Source organism: Haloarcula sp. CBA1131 (assembly GCF_008728975.1).
GTDB classification, from domain to species: Archaea; Halobacteriota; Halobacteria; order Halobacteriales; family Haloarculaceae; genus Haloarcula; species Haloarcula hispanica.
Window position 1 is genome coordinate 123,548 of sequence record NZ_RPCY01000001.1, and the last position, 19,103, is coordinate 142,650.

The window sequence follows — 19,103 nt, forward strand, 5'->3', positions numbered from 1 at the left end:
ATCGATTGATTCCGGCACCCCATCAAGTAGTCAGACGGTAAGCTCGAATAACCGCGGATTTCCGTCGTTTTAGCCGATTAACCCCGTATTAAATCGAGTAATACCCTGTTATTATAATGGCTACAGTCATACGAGGTGACATGAGTGTTGTCACGACCGAGCCGCAGTCGGTATCGCTTCGAGTTCCTGTCCGACCGGAGCAATCCCGATGAGTCTGCTCCAACGGTTCGCGTTCGCCATCCGCGCCAAGCTCAACGCCCTGCTCAGTCGGACTTCGGACCCGGCGGCGGAACTTGACTACTCATACGAACAGATGCGGGACGAACTGCAGGACGTGACCCGCGGTATCGCCGACGTGACGACCCAGAAGAAACGGCTGGAGATACACCGAACCCGGTTGCGGTCGAACGTCGAGAAACACGACACACAGGCCCGGGCCGCCCTGCAGGAGGGGCGCGACGACCTCGCGCGCCGGGCGCTTGAGAAGAAGCAGGTGAACGTCAGCCAGATAACGGAGCTGACGGGTCAGATAGACGATTTACAGGAGACACAGGACCGACTGGTCGGCAAGCGGGCCGAACTGAGCAGCCAGATAGAGCAGTTCCGGACGAAAAAAGAGACGATGAAAGCCCGCTATCAGGCCGCCGAGGCGTCGGCGCGGGTTTCGGAGGCGTTTACCGGCGCTGGCGACACGATGGCCGACGTGCACCGCTCCATCGAGCGGGCGACTGAGCGCACGGAGCAGATGGAGGCGCGCGCGGCCGCGCTCGAAGAACTCGAAGAAAGCGGCCAGCTCGAATCGGTACTCGACGACGGTGACTCCATCGACCAGGAACTCGACCGGCTCTCCAGCGAGCGGGCCGTCGAGAACGAACTGGCGACGCTGCGGGCCGAGATGGACGAGCGCGAGGCCGTCGAAGAGGCCGCAGAATAGCTCCGAAGAAACGCCGAAACCGCCGTCCGAGTCTCGTTACTCGTAGTGTGTCGGGGCCGCCGCCTCGACGGCCTCGCAGGCCAGCGCCTCGAAGTCGGCCTGGTCGGGGACGACGTCGACCGAGATGCCGGCGTTTTCGGCCGTCTCCCGCGTCGGCTCGCCGATCGCGCCGACGGTAGCCTCGTTCAGCCCGTCGATGGCGGCCTCGCGGACGCCGCGCTCCGCGGCCGCATCGAGGAAGTGCTCGACCGTGAGCGAGGAGGTAAACAGCGCCGCGTCGAGGTCCCCGGTGGCCGCCAAGTCCGCGGACTCGCCCGATCCCGCTGGCCGGACCAGCCGGTACAGCACGGTTTCGTGGACGTACGCGCCGGCAGCCTCCAGCCCGTCAGTCAGCACCGCAGAGCCGTGGTCCGACCGGGCGACTTCGACTCTTGTGCCGGCCACCGCCCCGGACAGCGTTTCGACGAGTCCCGTCGAAGAGTACTCCGCGGGGATGATGTCGACGCCGTAGCCGGCCTCGTGAAGCGCCTCGGCGGTCGACTGGCCGATGGCACACACCGTCGCCTCGCCGGGGTCCCAGCCGGCTTCGGCGGCGAGTTCGACGCCGGTCTTGCTGGTCAGGACGACGTAGTCGGCGTCGGTGCGCGGCGTGACCGGGCCGTCGTCGCCGTCACCGTCGGTGTCGCCGGCCGCCGCTGGTTCGACCGCCAGCATCGGGTCCGGGACCGGGTCGGCGCCGAGCGATTCCAGCAGTTCGACCGCGCTATCGAGGCGGTCGTCGGCAGGCCTGAAGGCAGCCACGCGGAGGCGCGGTTCCTCGCGCATCAGTACCCCTCCAGGAACTCCACCACCCGCTCGCGCTCGCCGGCCACCTCGCCGATGACGGTGATCGCGGGGGGTTCGATATCGGCCTCATCGCGGACCGAGACGATACTGTCGAGCGTCCCGGTAGCGACTTGCTGGTCCGGCCAAGTGGCACGTTCGACGAGGGCGACCGGCGTATCGGGGTCCATCCCCGTCTCGCGCAGGGCCTCGGTGTACTGCGGCAGTTTGCCGACGCCCATCAGGACGACGAGCGTGCCGCCGGTCGCGGCCAGGGCCTCCCAGTCGACGGCCGATTCGTCCTTCGTCGGGTCCTCGTGGCCGGTGACAAAGGAGACTGAAGACGTGTAATCACGGTGCGTGACCGGAATCCCGGCGGCTTCGGGGCCGGCGATAGCGCTCGTAATTCCCGGAACGATCTCGACGGGAATTCCGTTCTCCGCGAGATGGGCCAGTTCTTCGCCGCCGCGGCCAAACACCATCGAGTCGCCGCCTTTCAGTCGGACAACGGTGTTACCCTCCTCGGCGAGTTCGACCAGTCGGGCGTTAGTGTACTCCTGGGGCGTCCACTCGCCGCCGGCGCGTTTGCCCACGTCTTCGCGTTTCTCCTCGGGAATCATCCCGATGATTTCGGGGCCGGGGAGCTTGTCGTGCAACACCACGTCGGCCTCCTCCAGCAGGCGCTTTGCCTTGACTGTCAGCAGGTCCGGGTCGCCGGGACCGGAGCCGACCAGATACACCTTGCCGGGTGCAGCGTCCGTCATTCCTCGTCTTCCTCCCGCGCCGTCGAAGCGTCGTCGTCTGCCTCCGTCGAGTCCCGCTTGGCCTCGGCGATGAGGTCGTCAGCGCCCTGTTCGGCGAGTTCCGCTGCGAGGTCCTGTGCCGCGTCAATGTGGTACTCGGCCGGGATGTCGCGGCCGACCGAGACCTCCTCGGTGCCGTCCTGTGAGAGTACGCGCACCCGCGTGTGGACGACGCCGCCTTCCAGGTGAGCATGGACGCCGATCGGCGCGACGCAGCCGCCGCCGAGTTCTTCGAGAATCGTCCGCTCAACGGTCGTCTCGACGCGGGTCTGTGGGTCGTCCAGTCGGTCCTTGATGTCCAGCGCGAGGTCGCCGTCGACGGCGGTCACCGCAAGCGCGCCCTGCCCTGGGGCCGGCACAAACCGGTCGGGGTCGAGGTCGGACATGCCGACGTAGCGCGTGAGCCCGGCCCGGTGGAGGCCCGCCTTCGCCAGCACGATGGCGTCGTACTCTACGTCCGGGTCCCGCTCCATCGCTCGACGCTCGAACTCGGTGAGGTCGTCGAACCACTCCTCGACCGTGCGGTCGTAGGGATGTTCGTCCGCTTCGTCAGTGTCTGTGTCCTCGGCGTGTTCGTCCGCCTCGTCGGCGTCGGGGTCGCCGGCGTTACCCTTCCGCTCCTGTTCGGCCTCGTGGCGCTCCTGATGTTCCTGCTGGAGCGACGGGGCCAGCAGCTTCGCGATGCGCGTGTCGACGTTGCCCCGGAGCGGTTCGACGGTGAGGTCGTCGCGCTCGGCGAGCAACTGTGCCTTGCGTCGCAGGCTCGACGTGCCGACGGTCGCGCCTTCCGGCAGTTCATCGAGCGAGCGGCCGTCCGGCGTCACCAGCACGTCCTCGGCGGCGGCCCGCTCGGGGACCCCCGCGACGACGAGGCGGTCGGGCCGTTCGGTCGGCATGTCCTTCATCGAGTGGACCGCCGCGTCGAGTTCGCCGTCGAGCACCTTCTCGTCGAGGCTCCGGACGAACGCGCCGGTCTTGCCCAGCCGGTGGATGAGTTCGTCCCGGATCTGGTCGCCCGTCGTCTCCACCTCGACGAGTTCGACCGTCAGCCGGCGGCTCGACAGCGTGTCCCGGACCGTCTCCGCCTGGCGTAACGCGAGGTCCGACCCCCGCGTCGCCAGTTGCAGTGTCTCCCCGCGTGTTGTCATACCCGACACTCCTCGGTCAGTGCGTAAAAGCGCACTTCTTCGTCGGTTCGATGTCGTTATGCAGGCCGCTTGGCGAGGAACGTCTCGGTCAGGAGCTGCGAAACGAACCCCGCAACGAACGTCGTCAGGCCGCCGGCGACGAGAGCGAAGTCAATCAGTCTGTTGAGCGTGTCGACGGGACCGACGCTTACCGTGAGGACTACGTACGCGTGCAGGAGCACGTACATGACCGGCAGAAAGACCGCCGTACAGAGCACGCCAGCAGCCGTCGCACGTCTAATGATCGGCGGGGCACGTCTACCGACCGGGAGGGAGGTGGCCAGGGCCATCGAGTGTGCGTTGTGGGCGATAGAAGTAGTTCTATTGGAAAACGCCACGGGCCGCTACAACTGTTACCACGGCTCGTTTTTCAGCCCGAGCAGGTAGGCGAGACCGTTGGTGACGACGTGTAACACCGGCGTCGCGACGACAACGACGACCAGCACCGGGAGCGTGAACGTCTCGGTGAACCACGACGGCGCGGCCACAAGCGCACAGAGCAACGCTCCGACGACGAAATCCAACTGGTCCAGCCCGGGGAACGCCGCCCCGCGCTCGCGGCCAGTCCGGCGTTTGAGGAATGACGCGCCGATGTCCCCGAGCATCGCGCCGAAGGCGAGTCCAAGCCCCGCACGGAGCGGAAACGTCGGGAGGTCGGTTCCCAGGGCAGCGCTCACGCTGGGCGCGGCCTGTGTCAGTCCGAGCGCGAGCAGCGTCCCGGCGGCGGTTCCGATCAGTGTCCCGCGCCAGGTCTTGCCGTCGCCGAGCACCCGCCGCCCGCCCCAGGTCCGACCGCCGTCTATCGGTCTGCCACCGCCAGCGAGTACCGCGGCGTTGTTCGGGATATACGCCGGCAACATCGCCCACAGCGCCCAGACGACCGTATCGACCGTCTCCATATCCCCGCCGTCTGGCCCCGTCGTCTTAATCTGTGTGACTCGCTGCTGCAGTGATGGTTGCTTGCGTTGGTTCGGATGCGACGAGCCAGAAAGCTCCCGAGCCAGTCGGGGCTTTCTGGCTGTTGAGCACAGAGACGGCGACTCACAGAGACGCTTCCACACCTGCGGCTAGCCACGAATCTAAAAAAGATCGAGAGCTGGCCTCAGAACGGCGCTTCGGGGCCTTCGTCTTCGTCGCCGCCGACGTCGCCGCCGCGGGACTCGCCGGGGAACGAGGGGCTCATGCCGCCGCTGCCGCCGGACATCCCTTCCTGCTGGTCCATCCCAGTTCGGGCGGTGACCTCGTTGATCTCCGGGATCTCCTTGGTCATACGCGTCTTGATGGCCTGAATGGTCATCGGCGAGATGCCACAGCCGGAACAGGCGCCGCCGAGGCGGATCGTGACGCTGCCTTCCTCGCGGTCGATTTCCTCGATGGCCGCGCTCCCGCCGTGCATTTGGATCTGCGGGAAGTTGCGGCGCAGGAAGTTCGTGATTCGCTCGCGCAGGTCGTTGGCGTCCTCTGTGTCAGTGCTCATAGTGAATTGTATTCGGTCCCGGGAGGGCTTAGACCTTTGGACTAACATCTATATGACGGGCGAGAAACCGCGACCCGCCGGCACCCGCCCGTAGTTACTCCGACCATACCTGAAGCTTCTACCGGCGGGGTGAGTAGCCCGTCGTATGACACCCTCCGCCGACGAACCGCGACTGTTCGAGTGTGCGACCTGCGGCGGCATCGGTATCGGCGAGAACCGGCCGGAGTGCTGTGGCCAGCCGATGGCGGCGACCGAGGCGACGGACGCGGCGGTCAGCGAGCCGTCGCTCGAAACCCTGCTGCAGACCGTCTTCGAGATGTCCGGTACCGAGCTGGACGTCTGTCTCTGCGTGATGGAGGGCGGTGAGTTGACCGTGGCAGCACTGGCCGAACAGATCGGTTACGACCGGAGCGTCGTCGCGCGCCATCTCAACCATCTCGCGGAGTTCGGCGTCGTCGAGAAGCGCCGGCGAATCAGGCCGGAGGGCGGGCATGTGTACGTCTACACGCCACAGCCGCCTGAAGTAGTGCGTGAGCGGCTCCGCGGGGAGTTCCTGTCGTGGATTCGGCTGGCGACTGCGCAGTTGGACGACCTGCAGCGCGAGAAGGTCGAGGCGATAGCCGACGCCAGAACCGACGAGCGACAGTGGACCGTGTTTCAGGAGCAGTAGCGGCGACCGCGACGGCTCAGGTTGGGTCTCAGATGCGGTCCACGGTCGCGGCGTAAACGACCGCGAGGACGCCCCCGTAGACGACGTGCCACAGCAGCGACGGCGGCGCGAAGTTCGGGAACGGCGGGGAGGCCGGCGAGCCGACCGCACCGAGCCAGACTGGCATCAGAAGCGCGGCAAAGAGCACCCAGGTGGCGACGCCCCAGCCGACGCCGAGCCCAAGCAGTTTGCCGGACGATTCCAGATTGAGGACCCTCGCCAGCCCGGCGAACATCACGCCCATCACGGCCCCATGGGAGAGGTGGACGACGAGGCCAGCCGCTGGGCTCGGCGGCGGCGCGAGCCCGTACAGGGACGGGATTGCGACGGCGAGCGTCGCGGTGTTCATCACGAGAATCAAGGCACCCATCACGGCGCTCCCGGCGATACCGCCGAGCACGCCGGCTTTCCAGTTGCCGGTACTGACGTCGTACGTCTGTGTCGTCTCTGTCGTCGTTGACATGCATACGAACGGTCGCGCCGCCTAGCAAAAGAGCCGGCGTGGCTGTTCGACCTCGTGCCACGTCCCCGGAAGAACTATACAGCAGCTCTCGCCAGCCATGGCCAGACAGGCAGCTAACTTTCAAGCCGCGGCCGGACGGACGTGTGGTATGGCAGACTCCGACACAGTGATGGCTCGGTTCGAAACCCCCGACATCGACGACCTCCCCGAAGACCTGCAGGAACGCATCGAAGAGGAGACCGAACGCGCCGGCTTCACGCCGAACATCTTCCCGGCGATGGCCTATCGTCCCTCGCACTTCCGGGCCTTTTTCGCGTACCACGACGCGCTGGTCGAGCAGACGGCGCTGGAACGCGAGGAAGTCGAGATGATAATCGTCGCCGTCAGCGGCGTCAACGACTGCCTCTACTGTATCGTCGCCCACGGTGCGCTGCTGCGTATTTACGCCGACGCACCCAAGCTCGCCGAACAGGTCGCCGCGAACCACCGAACTGCGGACATCAACGAGACGCACAAGGCGATGCTGGATTTCGCGGTGAAGCTGACAGAATCGCCCGCCCGTATCGAGGACGCAGACCTCGAACGGCTGGAGGACCACGGCTACAGCCGCCGCGCGATCTGGGACATCGGCAGCGTCGCCGCCTTCTTCAACCTCTCGAACCGGCTGGCACAGCTCGCCGACATCCGTCCGAACGACGAGTTCTACGATCTGGGCCGCTGACTCGGGGCTTAGTGGCACCCCAACCTCACGCTGCTTCGGCCGGCCGCACCGCCCCAGCGCCACACTCCGGACAGGTCAGGTCCTCGACTGTCGCCACGCGCTGTGCGAACTCGGTCCCGCAGTCGTCACAGCGGAACCGGTAGTGCTGGTCCCCGGAGCCGAACAGCTCGGAGACCGTGTCAAGCACACCCATACTATGTACTCACTATCCGGAGCCCCCAAAATCTTCCGGCTGAGATACATCTCCGCCGGGATTTGATACATATAGCATACATCACAGCGCGTATCTATACACCTAGTAGTTCTGGTCTTGCCTATCAGGGGCATCCACAGGTGTATGAACAAAACACTCTATCTGATGCAGAAGGACAGCGAAACCCGAATCGAAGTTGACGACGATGGCTACGACCGGATCATGGAGAACGGCAACGTCGTCGGCCACCACATGAGCAACCCCATCGTCAAGCTGACGTAAGTTGCCACACGCGGTCCGAGCGTATCGTGACTGACGCGCAACATCCGGGAGTTTTTGCCGCTGGCTGTTGAAGCCGACAGCAATGAGTGACGCCGACGGCGGTCCGAAGCAGGTCTCGGACCCGGCCTACCACAGCGAGAACCACACGGCCGCCCAGACCTGCGGCTGGACGAAAAACGCCCTTCGCGGCGAAGGGAAGTGTTACAAGTACATCTTCTACGGTATCGAGTCCCACCGCTGCATCCAGATGACGCCGGTCGTGAAATGCAACGAGCGGTGCGTGTTCTGCTGGCGGGACCACGCCGGCCACGCCTACGAACTCGGCGACGTGGAGTGGGACGACCCCGCGGCGGTCGCCGACGCCTCCGTGGAACTCCAGCGGAAACTGTTGTCGGGCTTCGGGGGCAACGATGAAGTCCCGCGCGAGGTGTTCGACCAGGCGATGGAACCGCGCCACGTCGCCATCTCGCTGGACGGCGAACCCACGCTCTACCCGCACCTGCCGGAACTCATCGAGGAGTTCCACGACCGCGACATCACCACCTTCCTCGTCTCCAACGGGACCAACACGGAGATGCTGGAGCGGTGTGACCCCACGCAACTGTACGTCTCCGTCGACGCCGCCGACCGCCAGACGTTCGACTCGACGGTGCAGGCGATGGAGGACGACGCCTGGGACTCGCTCATCGACACGCTGGACGTACTGGCCGAGAAAGACGACACCCGCACCGTCATCCGGACGACGCTGGTCAAAGGCCACAACATGCACCACCCCGAGTGGTACGCGGCGATGTGTGACCGGGCCGATGCGGACTTCGTCGAGATGAAGGCGTACATGCACGTCGGCCACTCGCGGGGCCGTCTCGACCGCGACTCGATGCCCGACCACAGCGAGGTCCGGGAGTTCACACGAGAGATGGGCGAGTACCTCCCCGACCACGACGTGCTGAAGGAGGTCGAAGACTCCCGCGTGGCGATGCTCGCCGAGGACGAGAACACATGGGTTCCGAAACTGGAGAAGTCGAGCGAGTTCTGGGAGCAGGATTCGCTCGTCGAGTACTGAGTGCCATGTACGACATCGGGACGCAAGTCGAGCGGAGTGGGACCACAATGCGAACAGCGAAACCGTGAGCGAAGGCAGTCGCTTTTTCGCCTGCTCCGTTGAATAGCGGTTAATCCGCTTGTTCTTACAGATCCAGAGGAATGGAACCGGTGGGTTTGATTCTGTCCTATCGAGAGCGCTCTTTTCGAGTTTGCGTAGGAGTGGAAAGAACTGGCCAGACACCACTCAGGAGTGCCACTCGTAGTGAAAGATCGTAGTCCGAAAGAATAGTATTAAATACATAAGGGGGCGTATTTTCAATCGCGTGAATATTAATGGATCTAAAAAGTAAGCGAAAAGTAAAGGAGTTTCAGGAAGAAGAAATGCCGTCGCTAAAGGACTCAATTGACGACGCAGCGGGTTTTGAGGTCGATCTCGATATCCAGTGGGAATCACTTATCGACGAGAGAGTCAACGAAGAGCTCTGGTTCGAAGGGTGGACGAAAGTCTATTTTCTACCGACAATCAGTGCCTTCGAGGCAATCTGTAGCGACAAATTGGGGCGGGAAGCGCTTGAAGCAGAGCTGGAGTCGGTCGTGTTCAAGAACGTCGCAGGGATGACTGGTGAGATCAACTACAGCGATGGAGTCCTCACGGTTGATAAAGAGCCATGCACCAACATGGACAAAGTCGACAAACGGACAGAGTCCATTGTCTCGTTGCTCGAAGGCAGCCTCTGAATAGCCCAATCGAAACGAATCGGGGCCGATACCCGGTTTCGCGGTCTCATGATGCATTTTCGACCAGTGTCTCCCAGCCGCGTCTTATCATCTATCACAGCAGTGTGATAGGGCCGAACGTGTTAGGCAGCGGCTTGAATTGTATCCAGTAGAAACGGTAAGACGCGCTTCTGCTACCAACCCCGTACCAGTTTTTCTCCGTTCCAAAAGTGGAATGCATTCCACCTTCGGTATGCTTATCCGGCGGGAATCCCTACTGCAATGCATGGCTGAATCAACGGGACAGGGCGTCGGTCGGGACGAACTGGCGACGCTGAAACTGCTCGCCCTCGACGGTGCGCTCGATGAGTCGGCAAAGGTGTCCTGTGCCGATCTCGCGGAACGGCTGGACGCCTCGAACCAGACCGCCTCGCGGCGGCTCCAGCGGCTCGAAGACGCCGGGCTACTGGCCCGGGACATCGTCAGCGACGGGCAAGAGGTCGAACTGACCGGGGACGGTGAACGCCGCCTCCAGTCGGAGTACGCCGACTACCGGCGGATCTTCGAGTCCGACGCCAGCGTCGACCTGACCGGCGTCGTCACCTCGGGGATGGGAGAGGGACGACACTACATCACGCTGCCGGGCTACATGGAGCAGTTCATCGAGCGACTGGGGTACGAGCCGTTCGCGGGCACGCTCAACCTCGAACTCACGGCCGAGAGCGTCCGCAAGCGAGCGCGGATGAGCGCCATCGAACCGGTCACCATCGAGGGGTGGGAAGACGACGAGCGGACGTACGGTCCCGCGTACTGCTACCCCGCCTCGATAGAAGGGAGCGATGGCGAGTACGAGCCGGCCCACGTCATCGCCCCCGAGCGGACCCACCACGGCGAGGAGCAACTCGAAGTAATCGCGCCCGAGAAGCTCCGCGAGGTGCTGGAACTGGCCGACGGTGACGAGGTGATCGTGCATGTCTCGGAGTGAGGAAACCGCCGTTGACGCCGACAGCGTGGCCGACGCCGTCGCCGCCTTCGCCCGCGGCGAGCCGGTGCTGATCCACGACGCCGCCGACCGCGAAGGTGAGACCGACCTCGTCTACCCGGCCGGGGCCGTCAGCCCCGACGCCGTCGCCCGGATGCGCAACGACGCCGGGGGCCTCGTCTGCGTCGCGCTCTCGGACCGCGTCGCCGAGGCGCTGGAACTGCCGTTCATGCAGGAGGTCCTCGACCATCCGACGGCGGCCGACCACGACCTCGCCTACGACGAGCGCTCCTCGTTTTCGCTGACGGTGAACCACCGCGATACGTTCACCGGGATCACCGACGACGACCGCTCGCTGACGATTCGGGAACTGGCCGCCGTCGCGGCGGACCCGGCCCCGGACGCGTTCAGCGATGCCTTCCGGTCACCGGGCCACGTCCACCTGCTCCGGGCGGCCCCGGACGGCCTGGCCGACCGCGAAGGGCACACCGAACTCGCGCTCGCGCTCGCGGCCGCGGCCGACCAGCCCGAGGCCGCCGTCGTCTGTGAGATGCTGGACGACGAGACCGGCGCGGCGTTACCCCCGGCGGCGGCACGGGCCTACGCCGACCGCGAGGGCCTCGTGTACGTCGAAGGGGCCAGTCTGCTAGAGCGGTTCGACTGATACTGGTGGCTGTAGCTGAGACAGAGTAGTCGACACTCCGTGCCGCAGGATTATTGAGAGACCAACGTCCAACAGTGTGGGAAGCAGACAGCCAGTGTTTATTCCCAGCAATCACAGGACTGGACCGGTTTACGAGTCAGAAGGGTGTATCCGCCGCCACTGCAAGTTGTCTGAGGCCGCTGGCGACGAGGTACAGCGTCGCTCCAGTGAACAAATCGATACCCACGGCCCGAGAGAGCCCGGGCACCGGTGATTCGACGACACCAGAGAGATTGCGCGTGATGACCTCGGCCTGAATCAGGAGCAGGCCCAGCGGAAGCAACAGGACAGCGACGCTGCGGTGGAGCGACCGCTTCAGGGAGGACATGTGCGGTGCAGACGGCCAGATTCCACTAAAGCGTTTGTGCTCGCCGGGGCAGTGCTCCGTACTGGCCGTACGAGACAACGCGACCCTGACCCGCGGGGGTATCGTCAACACTCTTAACCAAGGGAATCAATGGGGTAGATATGACACACAACGAGACAGCAGGAGGCATCACCCGCGGGCATCGCGACTGTCAACTCACCGGAGGGGTCGTTCGATGAGCGACCGTCCAGAGATGTTCGAGGGGACCGACCGCATCTGGATGGACGGCGAGTTCGTCGACTTCGAGGACGCACAGACCCACGTCCTCACGCACGCGCTGCACTACGGGACCGGCGTTTTCGAGGGCGTTCGCTGTTACGACACCGAACAGGGGCCGGCCATCTTCCGCTGGGAAGAACACCTCGACCGCCTGTACAAGTCCGCGAAACCCTACGACCTCGACATCGAGTTCAGCAAGGACGAACTCACCGAGGCGACGACGGAACTCATCGAAACGGAAGGGTTCGCGTCGTGTTACATCCGCCCCATCGTCTACTACGGCTTCGATTCGCTGGGCGTGAGCCCGAAGGACTGCCCGACGAAGACCACCATCGCCGCGTGGCCGTGGGGCGCGTATCTGGGCGAGGAAGCGCTGGAAGAGGGCGTCGACGTGATGGTGTCGTCCTGGCGCAAGCACGCCTCCAGCCAGATTCCAACCAACATCAAGACGACGGGGCTGTACGTCAACAGCATGCTCGCCGGCGAGGAGGCCCGCCGCAATGGCTACACCGAGGCTATCGTCCTGAACAAGGAAGGCAACGTCGCCGAAGGCCCGGGTGAGAACATCTTCATGGTCCGAGACGGCGAAATCTACACGCCCGGACTGGCCGAGAGCATCCTCGAAGGCATCACCCGCAACACCGCAATCACGCTCGCCGAGGAGATGGGCTACACCGTCCACGAGGAAGCGACCATCTCCCGCGGAGAGCTGTACACCGCCGACGAGCTGTTCTTCACCGGCACGGCGGCGGAGGTCACGCCCATCCGAAGCGTCGACGACAACGAGATCGGCGAAGGGACCAAGGGGCCGGTCACCGACGAACTCCAGTCGGCCTTCTTCGACGTCATCGAGAGCGGCGACCGCGAAGAGTGGTTCCACTACGTCTGAGCGAGAACTGAACCGCGCGGTTAATCGTCCGCGAGGTCTTCCTCGTCGGCGACCGGAATCGGCGTGGCGGTACTCCGGTCCGTGTCGCCGAACCCGGCGCTGAGAATGCGCGTCAACGCTTCCTCGACGCGCTCGTCGATTTCCTCGTAGCGGTGTGGTTCGACCTCGACGACGTAGCCGGTCGTGATGTTCGGCGCTGTCGGCAAGAAGAGCACCTCGCGGCCGTCCTCGGTCGTCTGGCCCGTTTTGAACGCGGTCATCCGCATCCCGTCCCACACTTCGAGTTTCACCGGTGCCTGAAGTTCTTCGGTTCCACCGACAGCCGTCTCGACCGCCATCTTCGAGGCGTTGTACACCACCCGGAGCCCGGGGACGTGGTTCATCGCGTCGTCGATTGCGCGTTCGACGATGTCGCCGAAGGCCGTCCGCATCAGATAGCCGATAGAGAACACGATGAGGATGAAGATAATCAGCGTCGTGAACACCCGTGCGAGTTCGACAGACGACGTTCCCGAGGGGAGTCCGAGCGTCGCTAGCAGTTCGCCGTCAATCGCCGGGATGACCGCCGCGGACGCGAGGATAGAGTAGAGATAGATGATAACGTAAACCGTCACCAGCAGCGGCAACAGGATAATAAGGCCGCTCGCAAAATCGCGCTTCCACGACGTTGAGGAGGCCATACAGGTACGTATCGGGCGCGGAATATGAGCCCTTTCCTTTGGTGCGTGTCCGTGCTGCCGGTCTCACAGTTGTCCGGTGAAGAGTGCGAGAGGATAGCCAGTTGCCGAGGGGGAGCCGCCGGGCTACCACTCGGCGACGCTGCCGTCGTCGTGTCGCCAGACCGGGTTGTGCCAGTCGACGTCCTGCTGGGACTGCTCCCGGAGGAACGCCTCGTCGATGTCGATACCCAGTCCGGGGTCGGTGGGGACAGTGACGAACCCGTCCTCGTAGTCGAACACCGACGGGTCGGCAAGGTAGTCCAGCACGTCGGTGGTTTCGTTGTAGTGGATGTCGATGCTCTGCTCCTGGATGAGAGCGTTGGGCGAGCAGGCGTCGACCTGGACACAGGACGCCAGGGCGACCGGGCCCAGCGGGCAGTGGGGGGCCATCGCCACGTCGTAGGCCTCGGCCATCGACGCTATCTTGTACACCTCGGTGATGCCGCCGGCGTGGGAGAGGTCCGGCTGGATTACGTCGACGGCCCCGTCCTCGAACACCGCCTTGTAGTCCCAGCGCGAGTACATCCGCTCACCGGTCGCAATCGGAATGTCGGTGTGAGCCGCGAGCGCCGGCAGCGCGTCGTTGTGTTCGGGCAGCACTGGCTCCTCGATGAACATCGGCTCGTAGGGCTCCAGCGCGGACGCGAGCCGTTTGACCATCGGTTTCGTCACGCGGCCGTGGAAGTCGACGCCGATGTCCACCTCGGGGCCGACGGCCTCTCTGACCTCCCGGAGGCGGGTCGCGGCGGCCTCGACCGCGGCCGGGTTGTCGACGCGCTCGATTTCCGGCGTCGCGTTCATCTTCAGCGCCGTGAACCCGGCATCGACCTGCGCCCGGGCGGCGCTGGCCACGTCCGAGGGCTCGTCGCCGCCGATCCACTGGTACACCCGAATCCGGTCTCGGGCCTGCCCGCCCAGTAGCTGGTGGACCGGCGCGCCGAGTTGCTTGCCCTTGATGTCCCACAGCGCCTGGTCGATGCCGGCGATGGCAGACATCAGGACCGGGCCGCCGCGGTAGAAGCCGCCGCGGTACATTGCCTGCCAGTGGTCCTGAATGTTCTCAGGGTTTTCGCCGACGAGATAGCTGTCGAGCAGTTCCTCGACAGCCGCACGCACGGTATGTGCTCGACCCTCGACGACGGGTTCGCCCCAGCCGACGGTACCGTCGGCCGTCTCTAGCCGAAGGAAGAGCCAGCGCGGCGGGACCTCGAACAGTTCGTAGTCGACGATGCGGTTCCCGGCCGCGTCGTCCGCTGTCATACCAGTGGTCCCCTCGCTGTAGTACACGAAGCAGTCCTGCTGGGAGCACTACGCGGCGCGTCGAGCCGCGCTCCGTCGGTCTGTGGAGTCATGTGAGACACACATAGGAGACGTGTATATAGTCGTTGTGTGATTCCAGAACCTACCGCTCGCGGTGTCGCTCCCACGTACGGACGAGCCCGGCAAGCGTCTCGTTGACCGGGACTGGTGCCGTCGCAGTCGCCGCGACGTAGCCGTTGATGGCGTCGATTTCCGTTTGGCGGCCGTCCGAGATGTCCTGGTACATCGACGAGTGGTTGGCGGCGGTGTCGTCGACGACACGTTCGACGAGCGATACCGCACGCTCGTCCGAGAGGTCGATCCCCTGCTCGCGGGCGACGGCGGCCGTTTCCCGTACAGCGTCCGCCGCGATGTTGTCGGCCGGCGAGTCGGCCAGCGCGCCGTTCGCCACGCGGGCGAGCGCGGTCACAGCGTTGATACCGGCGTTGACCGCGAGTTTCTCCCAGAGGCGGGTCGGCATATCCGCTACGACGGTTGTCTCGATACCGGCCGCACGGAACGCCGCCCCGACGTCGTCGGCGGTTGCGGACCGGCCGCCGTTGCGGTCCCCGAGTACGATGTCGCCGCGGCCGGTGAACGCCACGGTGCCCGGTTCCCTGAGCCGCGCGCCGTAGGAACACGTCCCAGCCAGCACCGGACAGTCGAGTTCGGCGGCTAACCGCTCCTCGTTGCCCATCCCATTCTGGAGCGAGAGGCAAGCGTCGAGCGTGCAGTCCGCGAGGTCCGCTGCAACGGCGGCGGTGTCGTAGGCCTTGACCGTCACCAGCGCGAGGTCGGCACGCTGTGGAATCGTCGTCTGTGCGCCCGGACGGACCCGGAACTCCTCGGTTCCCACCACCGACAGACCGTTCTCGCTAACGCTGCCGGCGTGTGGCTCGCGGCCCACGAGCGTCACGTCGTGTTCGCGGGCGAGCAAGCCACCGACGAGGCTGCCGAGGCTTCCGGCCCCGACGACGACGATATCCATACCGACGAGCAGGGACGGCCCGAACAAAAACCCATCACCGGCGGTCGGAATCAGCACGCACTTTGCCGCGAGCGACGAACGAGCGGCCATGGGCGACTCCGACGACGCCGAGGCGGTAGTTCGGGCGATCGACGAAATCGGCATCGACCGGCTGACCGAGACAATCGTCACGGCGTGGGAGGGCATCGGCGGCGGCGTCGAACCGGGACCGACCTGGCCGGAAGACGAAACCAGGCGTCGGTTCGAACTGTCCGACCCGGACGAAGCGGTCGGGCTGGACGTGCTCGCGGCGGTGCTGGACGCGTCACCGCGGTCCCCCGAAAAGGCCTTTGTCCACCTCGGTGTCGGCCGACGAGACACCCCCCAGCACGAACGGTTCGCTGTCGAGACGCTCGCGGGCCACACCGACGTGTCGGCTACCGACACCCACACGACCGGAACGGTGCCGATGACGGCAGAAACGTTCGACGCGCTGGCGCGCGTCTACGGGGGGACGCTGGTGTACGTAGTCATCGGTGATGCGGACGGGCACGCGGTTCTCGAACTCGACTGGACGACACTTCGGTTCTCGCTTCCGCCGTCGGCCGTCGAGACCGTGCGGGAGTCAGTCGGACCGGCCGTCGCCGAGCGATTCGAGCGGGCGTAAGCCCGGCCTGTCACGCGGGCGTCGCCTCAGTCCTCCTGCCAGTAGTAGATGTCTTCCTTGGGCGCGTTACAGGACGGGCATTCGTCGGGGATGTCCTCTATCTGGCCCATCTCGCCGCATTCCCAGCAGCGCCACATCAGTTCGGCCTCGCCCGCGGCCCCGGCGCTGAGATGCTCGCTCGACAGCGACTCGATGCCGTCCTCGACCGTGACGTAGAAGCCGTGTTCGTCGAACCCGCGGATGGTCCCGAGTGCGTCCCCGTCCTCGTCGTACACCGTCTGGCCGAACGAATACTCCTCGCTTTCGATGTTCGTGGTCATGTCAGCCATACATAGAGCTAGTCGTTCCGAAATATGTTAAATGCTACCGTAAGACAGAATATGCATGATTGACGAGCCGAATCGGGGCCAGCGAACCCGCCTGTCGGCGAACGGCACTCGCGTCGCTACTGCGAGAACAGGCTGTTGTGGACGGGTGCGAAGTCACTCTCCTGGCTGTCCTCGACCACCGAGTCGGTGACGGCCTTGCCCGCGACGCCGTCGTCGAGGAAGTCCCCGAGCGGCGGCCCGACGTTGTCCGGTTCGACGAGGAACGCGTCGTGGCCGTGGTCGGAGTCGATGACGTGGTGGGCGACGTTCGCGTCGGCCGCCCGGAGCGAGTCGGCCAGCGCCTCCGCCTGCTGGGTGGTGAAGTGCCAGTCGGCGGTGAAAGACATCACCAGCGCGTCGCCGTCGAAGGCCGCCAGCGCGTCCGCATCGGACTCGAACCCGGCGGCGAGGTCGTAGTTGTCCATCGCCCGTGTCAGATAGAGGTAGCTGTTGGCGTCGAAGCGCTCGGTGAACTTCTCGGCGTTGTAATCGAGGTACGACTCCACGTCGCGGTACGGGAAGAACGCGCCCGCGGCGTCGGTGGGGAACGTGCGGACGGCGTCCCGGCCGGCGGCGCGGCGGCCGAAGCGGCGCTCCATCGACGCCTTCGAGAGGTACATCACATGGCCCAGTTGGCGGGCCAGCGCCAGCCCGTCGCTGGGCGGGTCCTGGTCCTCGCCGTAGTAGTGGCCCTGGTTCCAGTTCGGGTCGGTCGTGATGGCCCGTCGGGCGATGGCGTCGAGCGAGAGGCACTGTGTGTCCAGTCGCGCGGCCGCGGCGATGGGAACGATGCGGTCGACGTGGTCCGGGTGGCGCTTGGCCCACTCGATGACGTTCATGCCGCCGACGCTGCCGCCGACGACCGCGTGGAGGTGGGGAATCCCGAGTTCGTCGAGCAGCGCGCGCTGGGCCTCAGTCCAGTCCGTGACAGTGACCGGCGGGAAGTCGGTGCCGTAGGGCTCGCCCGTCTCCGGGTTCTCGCTTTTTGGCCCCGTCGACCCGTAGCACGAGCCGGGCACGTTCGCACAGACGACGTAGTACTCCGTGGTATCGATGGCCTTGCCCGGGCCGACGATGTCGTCCCACCAGGCGCGGGCCTGGTCGGCGCTGTCGACCCGGTCGCGGCCGGCGACGTGGGCGCTGCCGGTCAGGGCGTGACAGACCAGCACCGCGTTGTCGCCGTCGAACTCCCCGTAGGCCTCGTAGGTGATTTCGAGATCCGGAATCGTCTCGCCGCAGTCGAACTCGAACTCGCCCAGCGAGACTGTGTTGTGTTCGACGTTCATGTGATTCGCTCGATTGTGTCGTCGATGTCCGCGATGATGTCTTCGGGGTCTTCGATGCCGACGCTGAACCGGAGGAGGTCCGGCGTCACGCCGCTGGCGCGTTGCTCTTCCTCACTGAGCTGGGCGTGGGTGGTCGAGGCCGGGTGAATGACCAGCGTCTTCGCGTCGCCGATGTTGGCGAGGAACTGCGCGAGTTCGGTCTCCTCGCAGAACCGTCGGCCGGCATCGTAGCCGCCCTCCAGTCCGAAGGTGACGATGCCGCCGAACCCGCCGGAGAGGTACTGCTGTGCCAGGTCGTGGGTCTCGTGACTCTCCAGTCCGGGATAGGTGACCCAGGCGACATCGGGGTGGTCGTCGAGGTGCTGTGCGACGGTCATCGCGTTCTCGCAGTGGCGCTCCATCCGCAGGGAGAGCGTCTCGACCCCCTGAAGCGTCGCCCAGGCGTCGAACGGTTTCTGGCCGTCGCCCAGCGACCGGAGGGCGCGCTGGCGGGCGGCGACGGAGAAGGCGCGGTCGCCGAATGCCTCGGTGAAGTTCTTCCCGAAGGCCTTGTTCTCGCCGCCCAGTTCCGGGAACTTCTCGGGGTACTCGTCCCAGGGGAACGAGCCGCCGTCGACGAGGACGCCGCCGACGGTCGTCCCGGAGCCGTGAATCCACTTCGTCGTCGACTCCCAGAGGAGGTCCACGCCGTGGTCAAGCGGGTTACAGAGCGCCGGCGTCCCGAACGTGTTGTCGACGAAGACGGGCACGCCGTGGTCGTGAGCCACCTCAGCGATGTCTTCCATCGGCGGGACCACGAGCGAGGGGTTCCCGATGGTCTCGAAGTGGACGTAGGCCGTGTCCTCGTCGATGGCCGCGGCGTAGGCGTCCGGGTCGAGCGTGTCGACGAACCGCGTCTCGATGCCCCGCCGGCTGGCGGCCTTCGAGAAGTACGAATGCGTGCCGCCATAGATAGAGGAGGCCGTCACGATGTTGTCGCCGTTGGCCGCGAGGACGAACGTCCCGGCGTCGAGCGCGGCCATCCCCGACCCCGTCGCGACGGCGTCGACGGCGTTTTCGAGGGAGGCGATGCGGTTTTCGAGCATCCGGACAGTAGGGTTGTCGAACCGCGAGTAAACGTTGCCGTCGTCCTCCAGGGCGTACCGGTCGGCCGCGGTGTCGGCGTCCTCGAAGACGTACGACGAGGTCTGATAGATGGGCGGCGCGCGAGCCCCAGTCGCCGGGTCCGGCTCCTCCTGGCCGGCGTGGACACAGCGCGTCCCGAATCCGTAGTCGTTGGTCATGT

The 19,103-nt window shown here is 65.2% G+C and carries 25 protein-coding genes; 10 read left to right on the forward strand and 15 right to left on the reverse strand.

The genetic code is table 11. The features are described from left to right. The first annotated feature begins 208 nt into the window (after positions 1 to 208). Positions 209 to 934, forward strand: a complete 726-nt coding sequence (locus tag Har1131_RS00680) for a PspA/IM30 family protein (RefSeq protein ID WP_050037463.1) — start codon at positions 209 to 211, stop codon at positions 932 to 934. A 36-nt stretch (positions 935 to 970) separates the two neighbouring features. On the opposite strand, the gene Har1131_RS00685 is transcribed toward Har1131_RS00680, so the two are convergent. The 6 genes from Har1131_RS00685 to Har1131_RS00710 all read right to left on the reverse strand — a co-directional run bounded on the left by Har1131_RS00685 (position 971) and on the right by Har1131_RS00710 (position 5,223). Next, complete coding sequence (locus Har1131_RS00685; RefSeq protein WP_014039337.1) at positions 971 to 1,759, reverse strand: uroporphyrinogen-III synthase; 789 nt, start codon at positions 1,757 to 1,759, stop codon at positions 971 to 973. Further along, the gene (cobA, locus tag Har1131_RS00690; protein ID WP_014039336.1) at positions 1,759 to 2,520 is read right to left on the reverse strand and encodes a uroporphyrinogen-III C-methyltransferase; all 762 of its coding nucleotides are present in this window, start codon (positions 2,518 to 2,520) and stop codon (positions 1,759 to 1,761) included. The genes Har1131_RS00685 and cobA overlap by 1 nt, the downstream gene beginning before the upstream one ends. Further along, positions 2,517 to 3,707, reverse strand: coding sequence for a hydroxymethylbilane synthase (gene hemC, locus Har1131_RS00695; RefSeq protein ID WP_151144607.1), 1,191 nt, complete (start codon positions 3,705 to 3,707; stop codon positions 2,517 to 2,519). Before hemC ends, cobA begins: the two co-directional genes overlap by 4 nt. A gap of 56 nt (positions 3,708 to 3,763) precedes the next feature. After that, positions 3,764 to 4,036: a hypothetical protein gene (locus tag Har1131_RS00700; protein ID WP_151144610.1), complete on the reverse strand. Its 273-nt coding sequence runs from the start codon at positions 4,034 to 4,036 to the stop codon at positions 3,764 to 3,766. Between the two features lie 63 nt (positions 4,037 to 4,099). Further along, positions 4,100 to 4,645 (reverse strand): CDP-2,3-bis-(O-geranylgeranyl)-sn-glycerol synthase, encoded by a 546-nt coding sequence (locus Har1131_RS00705; RefSeq protein ID WP_151102831.1) that lies wholly within the window; start codon positions 4,643 to 4,645, stop codon positions 4,100 to 4,102. Positions 4,646 to 4,848: 203 nt separating this feature from the next. Further along, positions 4,849 to 5,223 (reverse strand): NifU family protein, encoded by a 375-nt coding sequence (locus tag Har1131_RS00710; protein ID WP_151144613.1) that lies wholly within the window; start codon positions 5,221 to 5,223, stop codon positions 4,849 to 4,851. A 145-nt stretch (positions 5,224 to 5,368) separates the two neighbouring features. On the opposite strand from Har1131_RS00710, the gene Har1131_RS00715 reads away from it, so the two are divergent. Next, on the forward strand, positions 5,369 to 5,893 hold the full coding sequence (locus tag Har1131_RS00715; RefSeq protein WP_014039331.1) for a helix-turn-helix domain-containing protein: 525 nt from the start codon (positions 5,369 to 5,371) through the stop codon (positions 5,891 to 5,893). A 28-nt stretch (positions 5,894 to 5,921) separates the two neighbouring features. Here Har1131_RS00715 and Har1131_RS00720 read toward each other — a convergent pair whose 3' ends face one another. Beyond that, on the reverse strand, positions 5,922 to 6,395 hold the full coding sequence (locus Har1131_RS00720; RefSeq protein WP_014039330.1) for a DUF6789 family protein: 474 nt from the start codon (positions 6,393 to 6,395) through the stop codon (positions 5,922 to 5,924). A 148-nt stretch (positions 6,396 to 6,543) separates the two neighbouring features. On the opposite strand from Har1131_RS00720, the gene Har1131_RS00725 reads away from it, so the two are divergent. Continuing rightward, positions 6,544 to 7,116: a peroxidase-related enzyme gene (locus tag Har1131_RS00725; RefSeq protein ID WP_014039329.1), complete on the forward strand. Its 573-nt coding sequence runs from the start codon at positions 6,544 to 6,546 to the stop codon at positions 7,114 to 7,116. Positions 7,117 to 7,141: 25 nt separating this feature from the next. On the opposite strand, the gene Har1131_RS00730 is transcribed toward Har1131_RS00725, so the two are convergent. Further along, a complete protein-coding gene (locus tag Har1131_RS00730) occupies positions 7,142 to 7,309 on the reverse strand; it encodes a zinc ribbon domain-containing protein (protein ID WP_014039328.1) in 168 nt (55 codons plus the stop codon). Between the two features lie 144 nt (positions 7,310 to 7,453). Between Har1131_RS00730 and Har1131_RS21535 the strand changes: the two genes are divergently transcribed. From Har1131_RS21535 to ribB, 5 genes are all read left to right on the forward strand, one after another. Further along, positions 7,454 to 7,591 (forward strand): hypothetical protein, encoded by a 138-nt coding sequence (locus tag Har1131_RS21535; protein WP_004964745.1) that lies wholly within the window; start codon positions 7,454 to 7,456, stop codon positions 7,589 to 7,591. Between the two features lie 82 nt (positions 7,592 to 7,673). After that, complete coding sequence (twy1, locus tag Har1131_RS00735; RefSeq protein WP_044951627.1) at positions 7,674 to 8,654, forward strand: 4-demethylwyosine synthase TYW1; 981 nt, start codon at positions 7,674 to 7,676, stop codon at positions 8,652 to 8,654. A gap of 314 nt (positions 8,655 to 8,968) precedes the next feature. Next, positions 8,969 to 9,373 carry a hypothetical protein gene (locus tag Har1131_RS00740; protein ID WP_023843095.1) on the forward strand — a complete coding sequence of 135 codons (405 nt, stop codon included), beginning with the start codon at positions 8,969 to 8,971 and terminating at the stop codon, positions 9,371 to 9,373. A 265-nt stretch (positions 9,374 to 9,638) separates the two neighbouring features. After that, a complete protein-coding gene (locus Har1131_RS00745) occupies positions 9,639 to 10,337 on the forward strand; it encodes a DUF120 domain-containing protein (protein WP_008311261.1) in 699 nt (232 codons plus the stop codon). Then, positions 10,324 to 10,998, forward strand: coding sequence for a 3,4-dihydroxy-2-butanone-4-phosphate synthase (gene ribB / locus Har1131_RS00750; RefSeq protein ID WP_014039325.1), 675 nt, complete (start codon positions 10,324 to 10,326; stop codon positions 10,996 to 10,998). Before Har1131_RS00745 ends, ribB begins: the two co-directional genes overlap by 14 nt. Before the next feature lie 136 nt (positions 10,999 to 11,134). On the opposite strand, the gene Har1131_RS00755 is transcribed toward ribB, so the two are convergent. Then, complete coding sequence (locus Har1131_RS00755; protein ID WP_151102828.1) at positions 11,135 to 11,365, reverse strand: hypothetical protein; 231 nt, start codon at positions 11,363 to 11,365, stop codon at positions 11,135 to 11,137. A gap of 214 nt (positions 11,366 to 11,579) precedes the next feature. Here Har1131_RS00755 and Har1131_RS00760 point away from each other — a divergent pair, with 214 nt between their 5' ends. Next, on the forward strand, positions 11,580 to 12,512 hold the full coding sequence (locus Har1131_RS00760; RefSeq protein ID WP_175055153.1) for a branched-chain amino acid transaminase: 933 nt from the start codon (positions 11,580 to 11,582) through the stop codon (positions 12,510 to 12,512). Between the two features lie 20 nt (positions 12,513 to 12,532). Here Har1131_RS00760 and Har1131_RS00765 read toward each other — a convergent pair whose 3' ends face one another. The 3 genes from Har1131_RS00765 to Har1131_RS00775 all read right to left on the reverse strand — a co-directional run bounded on the left by Har1131_RS00765 (position 12,533) and on the right by Har1131_RS00775 (position 15,518). Next, positions 12,533 to 13,192: a DUF502 domain-containing protein gene (locus tag Har1131_RS00765; RefSeq protein WP_151144616.1), complete on the reverse strand. Its 660-nt coding sequence runs from the start codon at positions 13,190 to 13,192 to the stop codon at positions 12,533 to 12,535. A 123-nt stretch (positions 13,193 to 13,315) separates the two neighbouring features. After that, the gene (dgoD, locus tag Har1131_RS00770; RefSeq protein WP_151144620.1) at positions 13,316 to 14,491 is read right to left on the reverse strand and encodes a galactonate dehydratase; all 1,176 of its coding nucleotides are present in this window, start codon (positions 14,489 to 14,491) and stop codon (positions 13,316 to 13,318) included. A gap of 142 nt (positions 14,492 to 14,633) precedes the next feature. Continuing rightward, entirely contained in the window at positions 14,634 to 15,518 is an 885-nt protein-coding gene (locus tag Har1131_RS00775) for a ketopantoate reductase family protein (protein WP_151147183.1), read from the reverse strand. An 88-nt stretch (positions 15,519 to 15,606) separates the two neighbouring features. Between Har1131_RS00775 and Har1131_RS00780 the strand changes: the two genes are divergently transcribed. Beyond that, positions 15,607 to 16,164, forward strand: a complete 558-nt coding sequence (locus tag Har1131_RS00780) for a hypothetical protein (RefSeq protein ID WP_129755935.1) — start codon at positions 15,607 to 15,609, stop codon at positions 16,162 to 16,164. 26 nt (positions 16,165 to 16,190) lie between these two features. On the opposite strand, the gene Har1131_RS00785 is transcribed toward Har1131_RS00780, so the two are convergent. The 3 genes from Har1131_RS00785 to Har1131_RS00795 form a co-directional block, all read right to left on the reverse strand. Further along, a complete protein-coding gene (locus Har1131_RS00785; RefSeq protein WP_008311270.1) occupies positions 16,191 to 16,493 on the reverse strand; it encodes a rubredoxin-like domain-containing protein in 303 nt (100 codons plus the stop codon). Positions 16,494 to 16,609: 116 nt separating this feature from the next. Continuing rightward, on the reverse strand, positions 16,610 to 17,818 hold the full coding sequence (metX, locus tag Har1131_RS00790) for a homoserine O-acetyltransferase (RefSeq protein WP_050037456.1): 1,209 nt from the start codon (positions 17,816 to 17,818) through the stop codon (positions 16,610 to 16,612). Further along, positions 17,815 to 19,101 carry an O-acetylhomoserine aminocarboxypropyltransferase/cysteine synthase family protein gene (locus Har1131_RS00795; RefSeq protein WP_050037455.1) on the reverse strand — a complete coding sequence of 429 codons (1,287 nt, stop codon included), beginning with the start codon at positions 19,099 to 19,101 and terminating at the stop codon, positions 17,815 to 17,817. The genes metX and Har1131_RS00795 overlap by 4 nt, the downstream gene beginning before the upstream one ends. Between the last annotated feature and the right edge of the window lie 2 nt (positions 19,102 to 19,103).

What these genes read in the sequence shown, in the direction of transcription:
- Har1131_RS00680 (WP_050037463.1), top strand. Translation starts at nt 209, where the DNA reads ATGAGTCTGCTCCAACGGTTCGCGTTCGCCATCCGCGCCAAGCTCAAC.
- Har1131_RS00685 (WP_014039337.1), bottom strand. Translation starts at nt 1,759, where the DNA reads ATGCGCGAGGAACCGCGCCTCCGCGTGGCTGCCTTCAGGCCTGCCGAC.
- cobA (WP_014039336.1), bottom strand. Translation starts at nt 2,520, where the DNA reads ATGACGGACGCTGCACCCGGCAAGGTGTATCTGGTCGGCTCCGGTCCC.
- hemC (WP_151144607.1), bottom strand. Translation starts at nt 3,707, where the DNA reads ATGACAACACGCGGGGAGACACTGCAACTGGCGACGCGGGGGTCGGAC.
- Har1131_RS00700 (WP_151144610.1), bottom strand. Translation starts at nt 4,036, where the DNA reads ATGGCCCTGGCCACCTCCCTCCCGGTCGGTAGACGTGCCCCGCCGATC.
- Har1131_RS00705 (WP_151102831.1), bottom strand. Translation starts at nt 4,645, where the DNA reads ATGGAGACGGTCGATACGGTCGTCTGGGCGCTGTGGGCGATGTTGCCG.
- Har1131_RS00710 (WP_151144613.1), bottom strand. Translation starts at nt 5,223, where the DNA reads ATGAGCACTGACACAGAGGACGCCAACGACCTGCGCGAGCGAATCACG.
- Har1131_RS00715 (WP_014039331.1), top strand. Translation starts at nt 5,369, where the DNA reads ATGACACCCTCCGCCGACGAACCGCGACTGTTCGAGTGTGCGACCTGC.
- Har1131_RS00720 (WP_014039330.1), bottom strand. Translation starts at nt 6,395, where the DNA reads ATGTCAACGACGACAGAGACGACACAGACGTACGACGTCAGTACCGGC.
- Har1131_RS00725 (WP_014039329.1), top strand. Translation starts at nt 6,544, where the DNA reads ATGGCAGACTCCGACACAGTGATGGCTCGGTTCGAAACCCCCGACATC.
- Har1131_RS00730 (WP_014039328.1), bottom strand. Translation starts at nt 7,309, where the DNA reads ATGGGTGTGCTTGACACGGTCTCCGAGCTGTTCGGCTCCGGGGACCAG.
- Har1131_RS21535 (WP_004964745.1), top strand. Translation starts at nt 7,454, where the DNA reads ATGAACAAAACACTCTATCTGATGCAGAAGGACAGCGAAACCCGAATC.
- twy1 (WP_044951627.1), top strand. Translation starts at nt 7,674, where the DNA reads ATGAGTGACGCCGACGGCGGTCCGAAGCAGGTCTCGGACCCGGCCTAC.
- Har1131_RS00740 (WP_023843095.1), top strand. Translation starts at nt 8,969, where the DNA reads ATGGATCTAAAAAGTAAGCGAAAAGTAAAGGAGTTTCAGGAAGAAGAA.
- Har1131_RS00745 (WP_008311261.1), top strand. Translation starts at nt 9,639, where the DNA reads ATGGCTGAATCAACGGGACAGGGCGTCGGTCGGGACGAACTGGCGACG.
- ribB (WP_014039325.1), top strand. Translation starts at nt 10,324, where the DNA reads ATGTCTCGGAGTGAGGAAACCGCCGTTGACGCCGACAGCGTGGCCGAC.
- Har1131_RS00755 (WP_151102828.1), bottom strand. Translation starts at nt 11,365, where the DNA reads ATGTCCTCCCTGAAGCGGTCGCTCCACCGCAGCGTCGCTGTCCTGTTG.
- Har1131_RS00760 (WP_175055153.1), top strand. Translation starts at nt 11,580, where the DNA reads ATGAGCGACCGTCCAGAGATGTTCGAGGGGACCGACCGCATCTGGATG.
- Har1131_RS00765 (WP_151144616.1), bottom strand. Translation starts at nt 13,192, where the DNA reads ATGGCCTCCTCAACGTCGTGGAAGCGCGATTTTGCGAGCGGCCTTATT.
- dgoD (WP_151144620.1), bottom strand. Translation starts at nt 14,491, where the DNA reads ATGACAGCGGACGACGCGGCCGGGAACCGCATCGTCGACTACGAACTG.
- Har1131_RS00775 (WP_151147183.1), bottom strand. Translation starts at nt 15,518, where the DNA reads ATGGATATCGTCGTCGTCGGGGCCGGAAGCCTCGGCAGCCTCGTCGGT.
- Har1131_RS00780 (WP_129755935.1), top strand. Translation starts at nt 15,607, where the DNA reads ATGGGCGACTCCGACGACGCCGAGGCGGTAGTTCGGGCGATCGACGAA.
- Har1131_RS00785 (WP_008311270.1), bottom strand. Translation starts at nt 16,493, where the DNA reads ATGGCTGACATGACCACGAACATCGAAAGCGAGGAGTATTCGTTCGGC.
- metX (WP_050037456.1), bottom strand. Translation starts at nt 17,818, where the DNA reads ATGAACGTCGAACACAACACAGTCTCGCTGGGCGAGTTCGAGTTCGAC.
- Har1131_RS00795 (WP_050037455.1), bottom strand. Translation starts at nt 19,101, where the DNA reads ATGACCAACGACTACGGATTCGGGACGCGCTGTGTCCACGCCGGCCAG.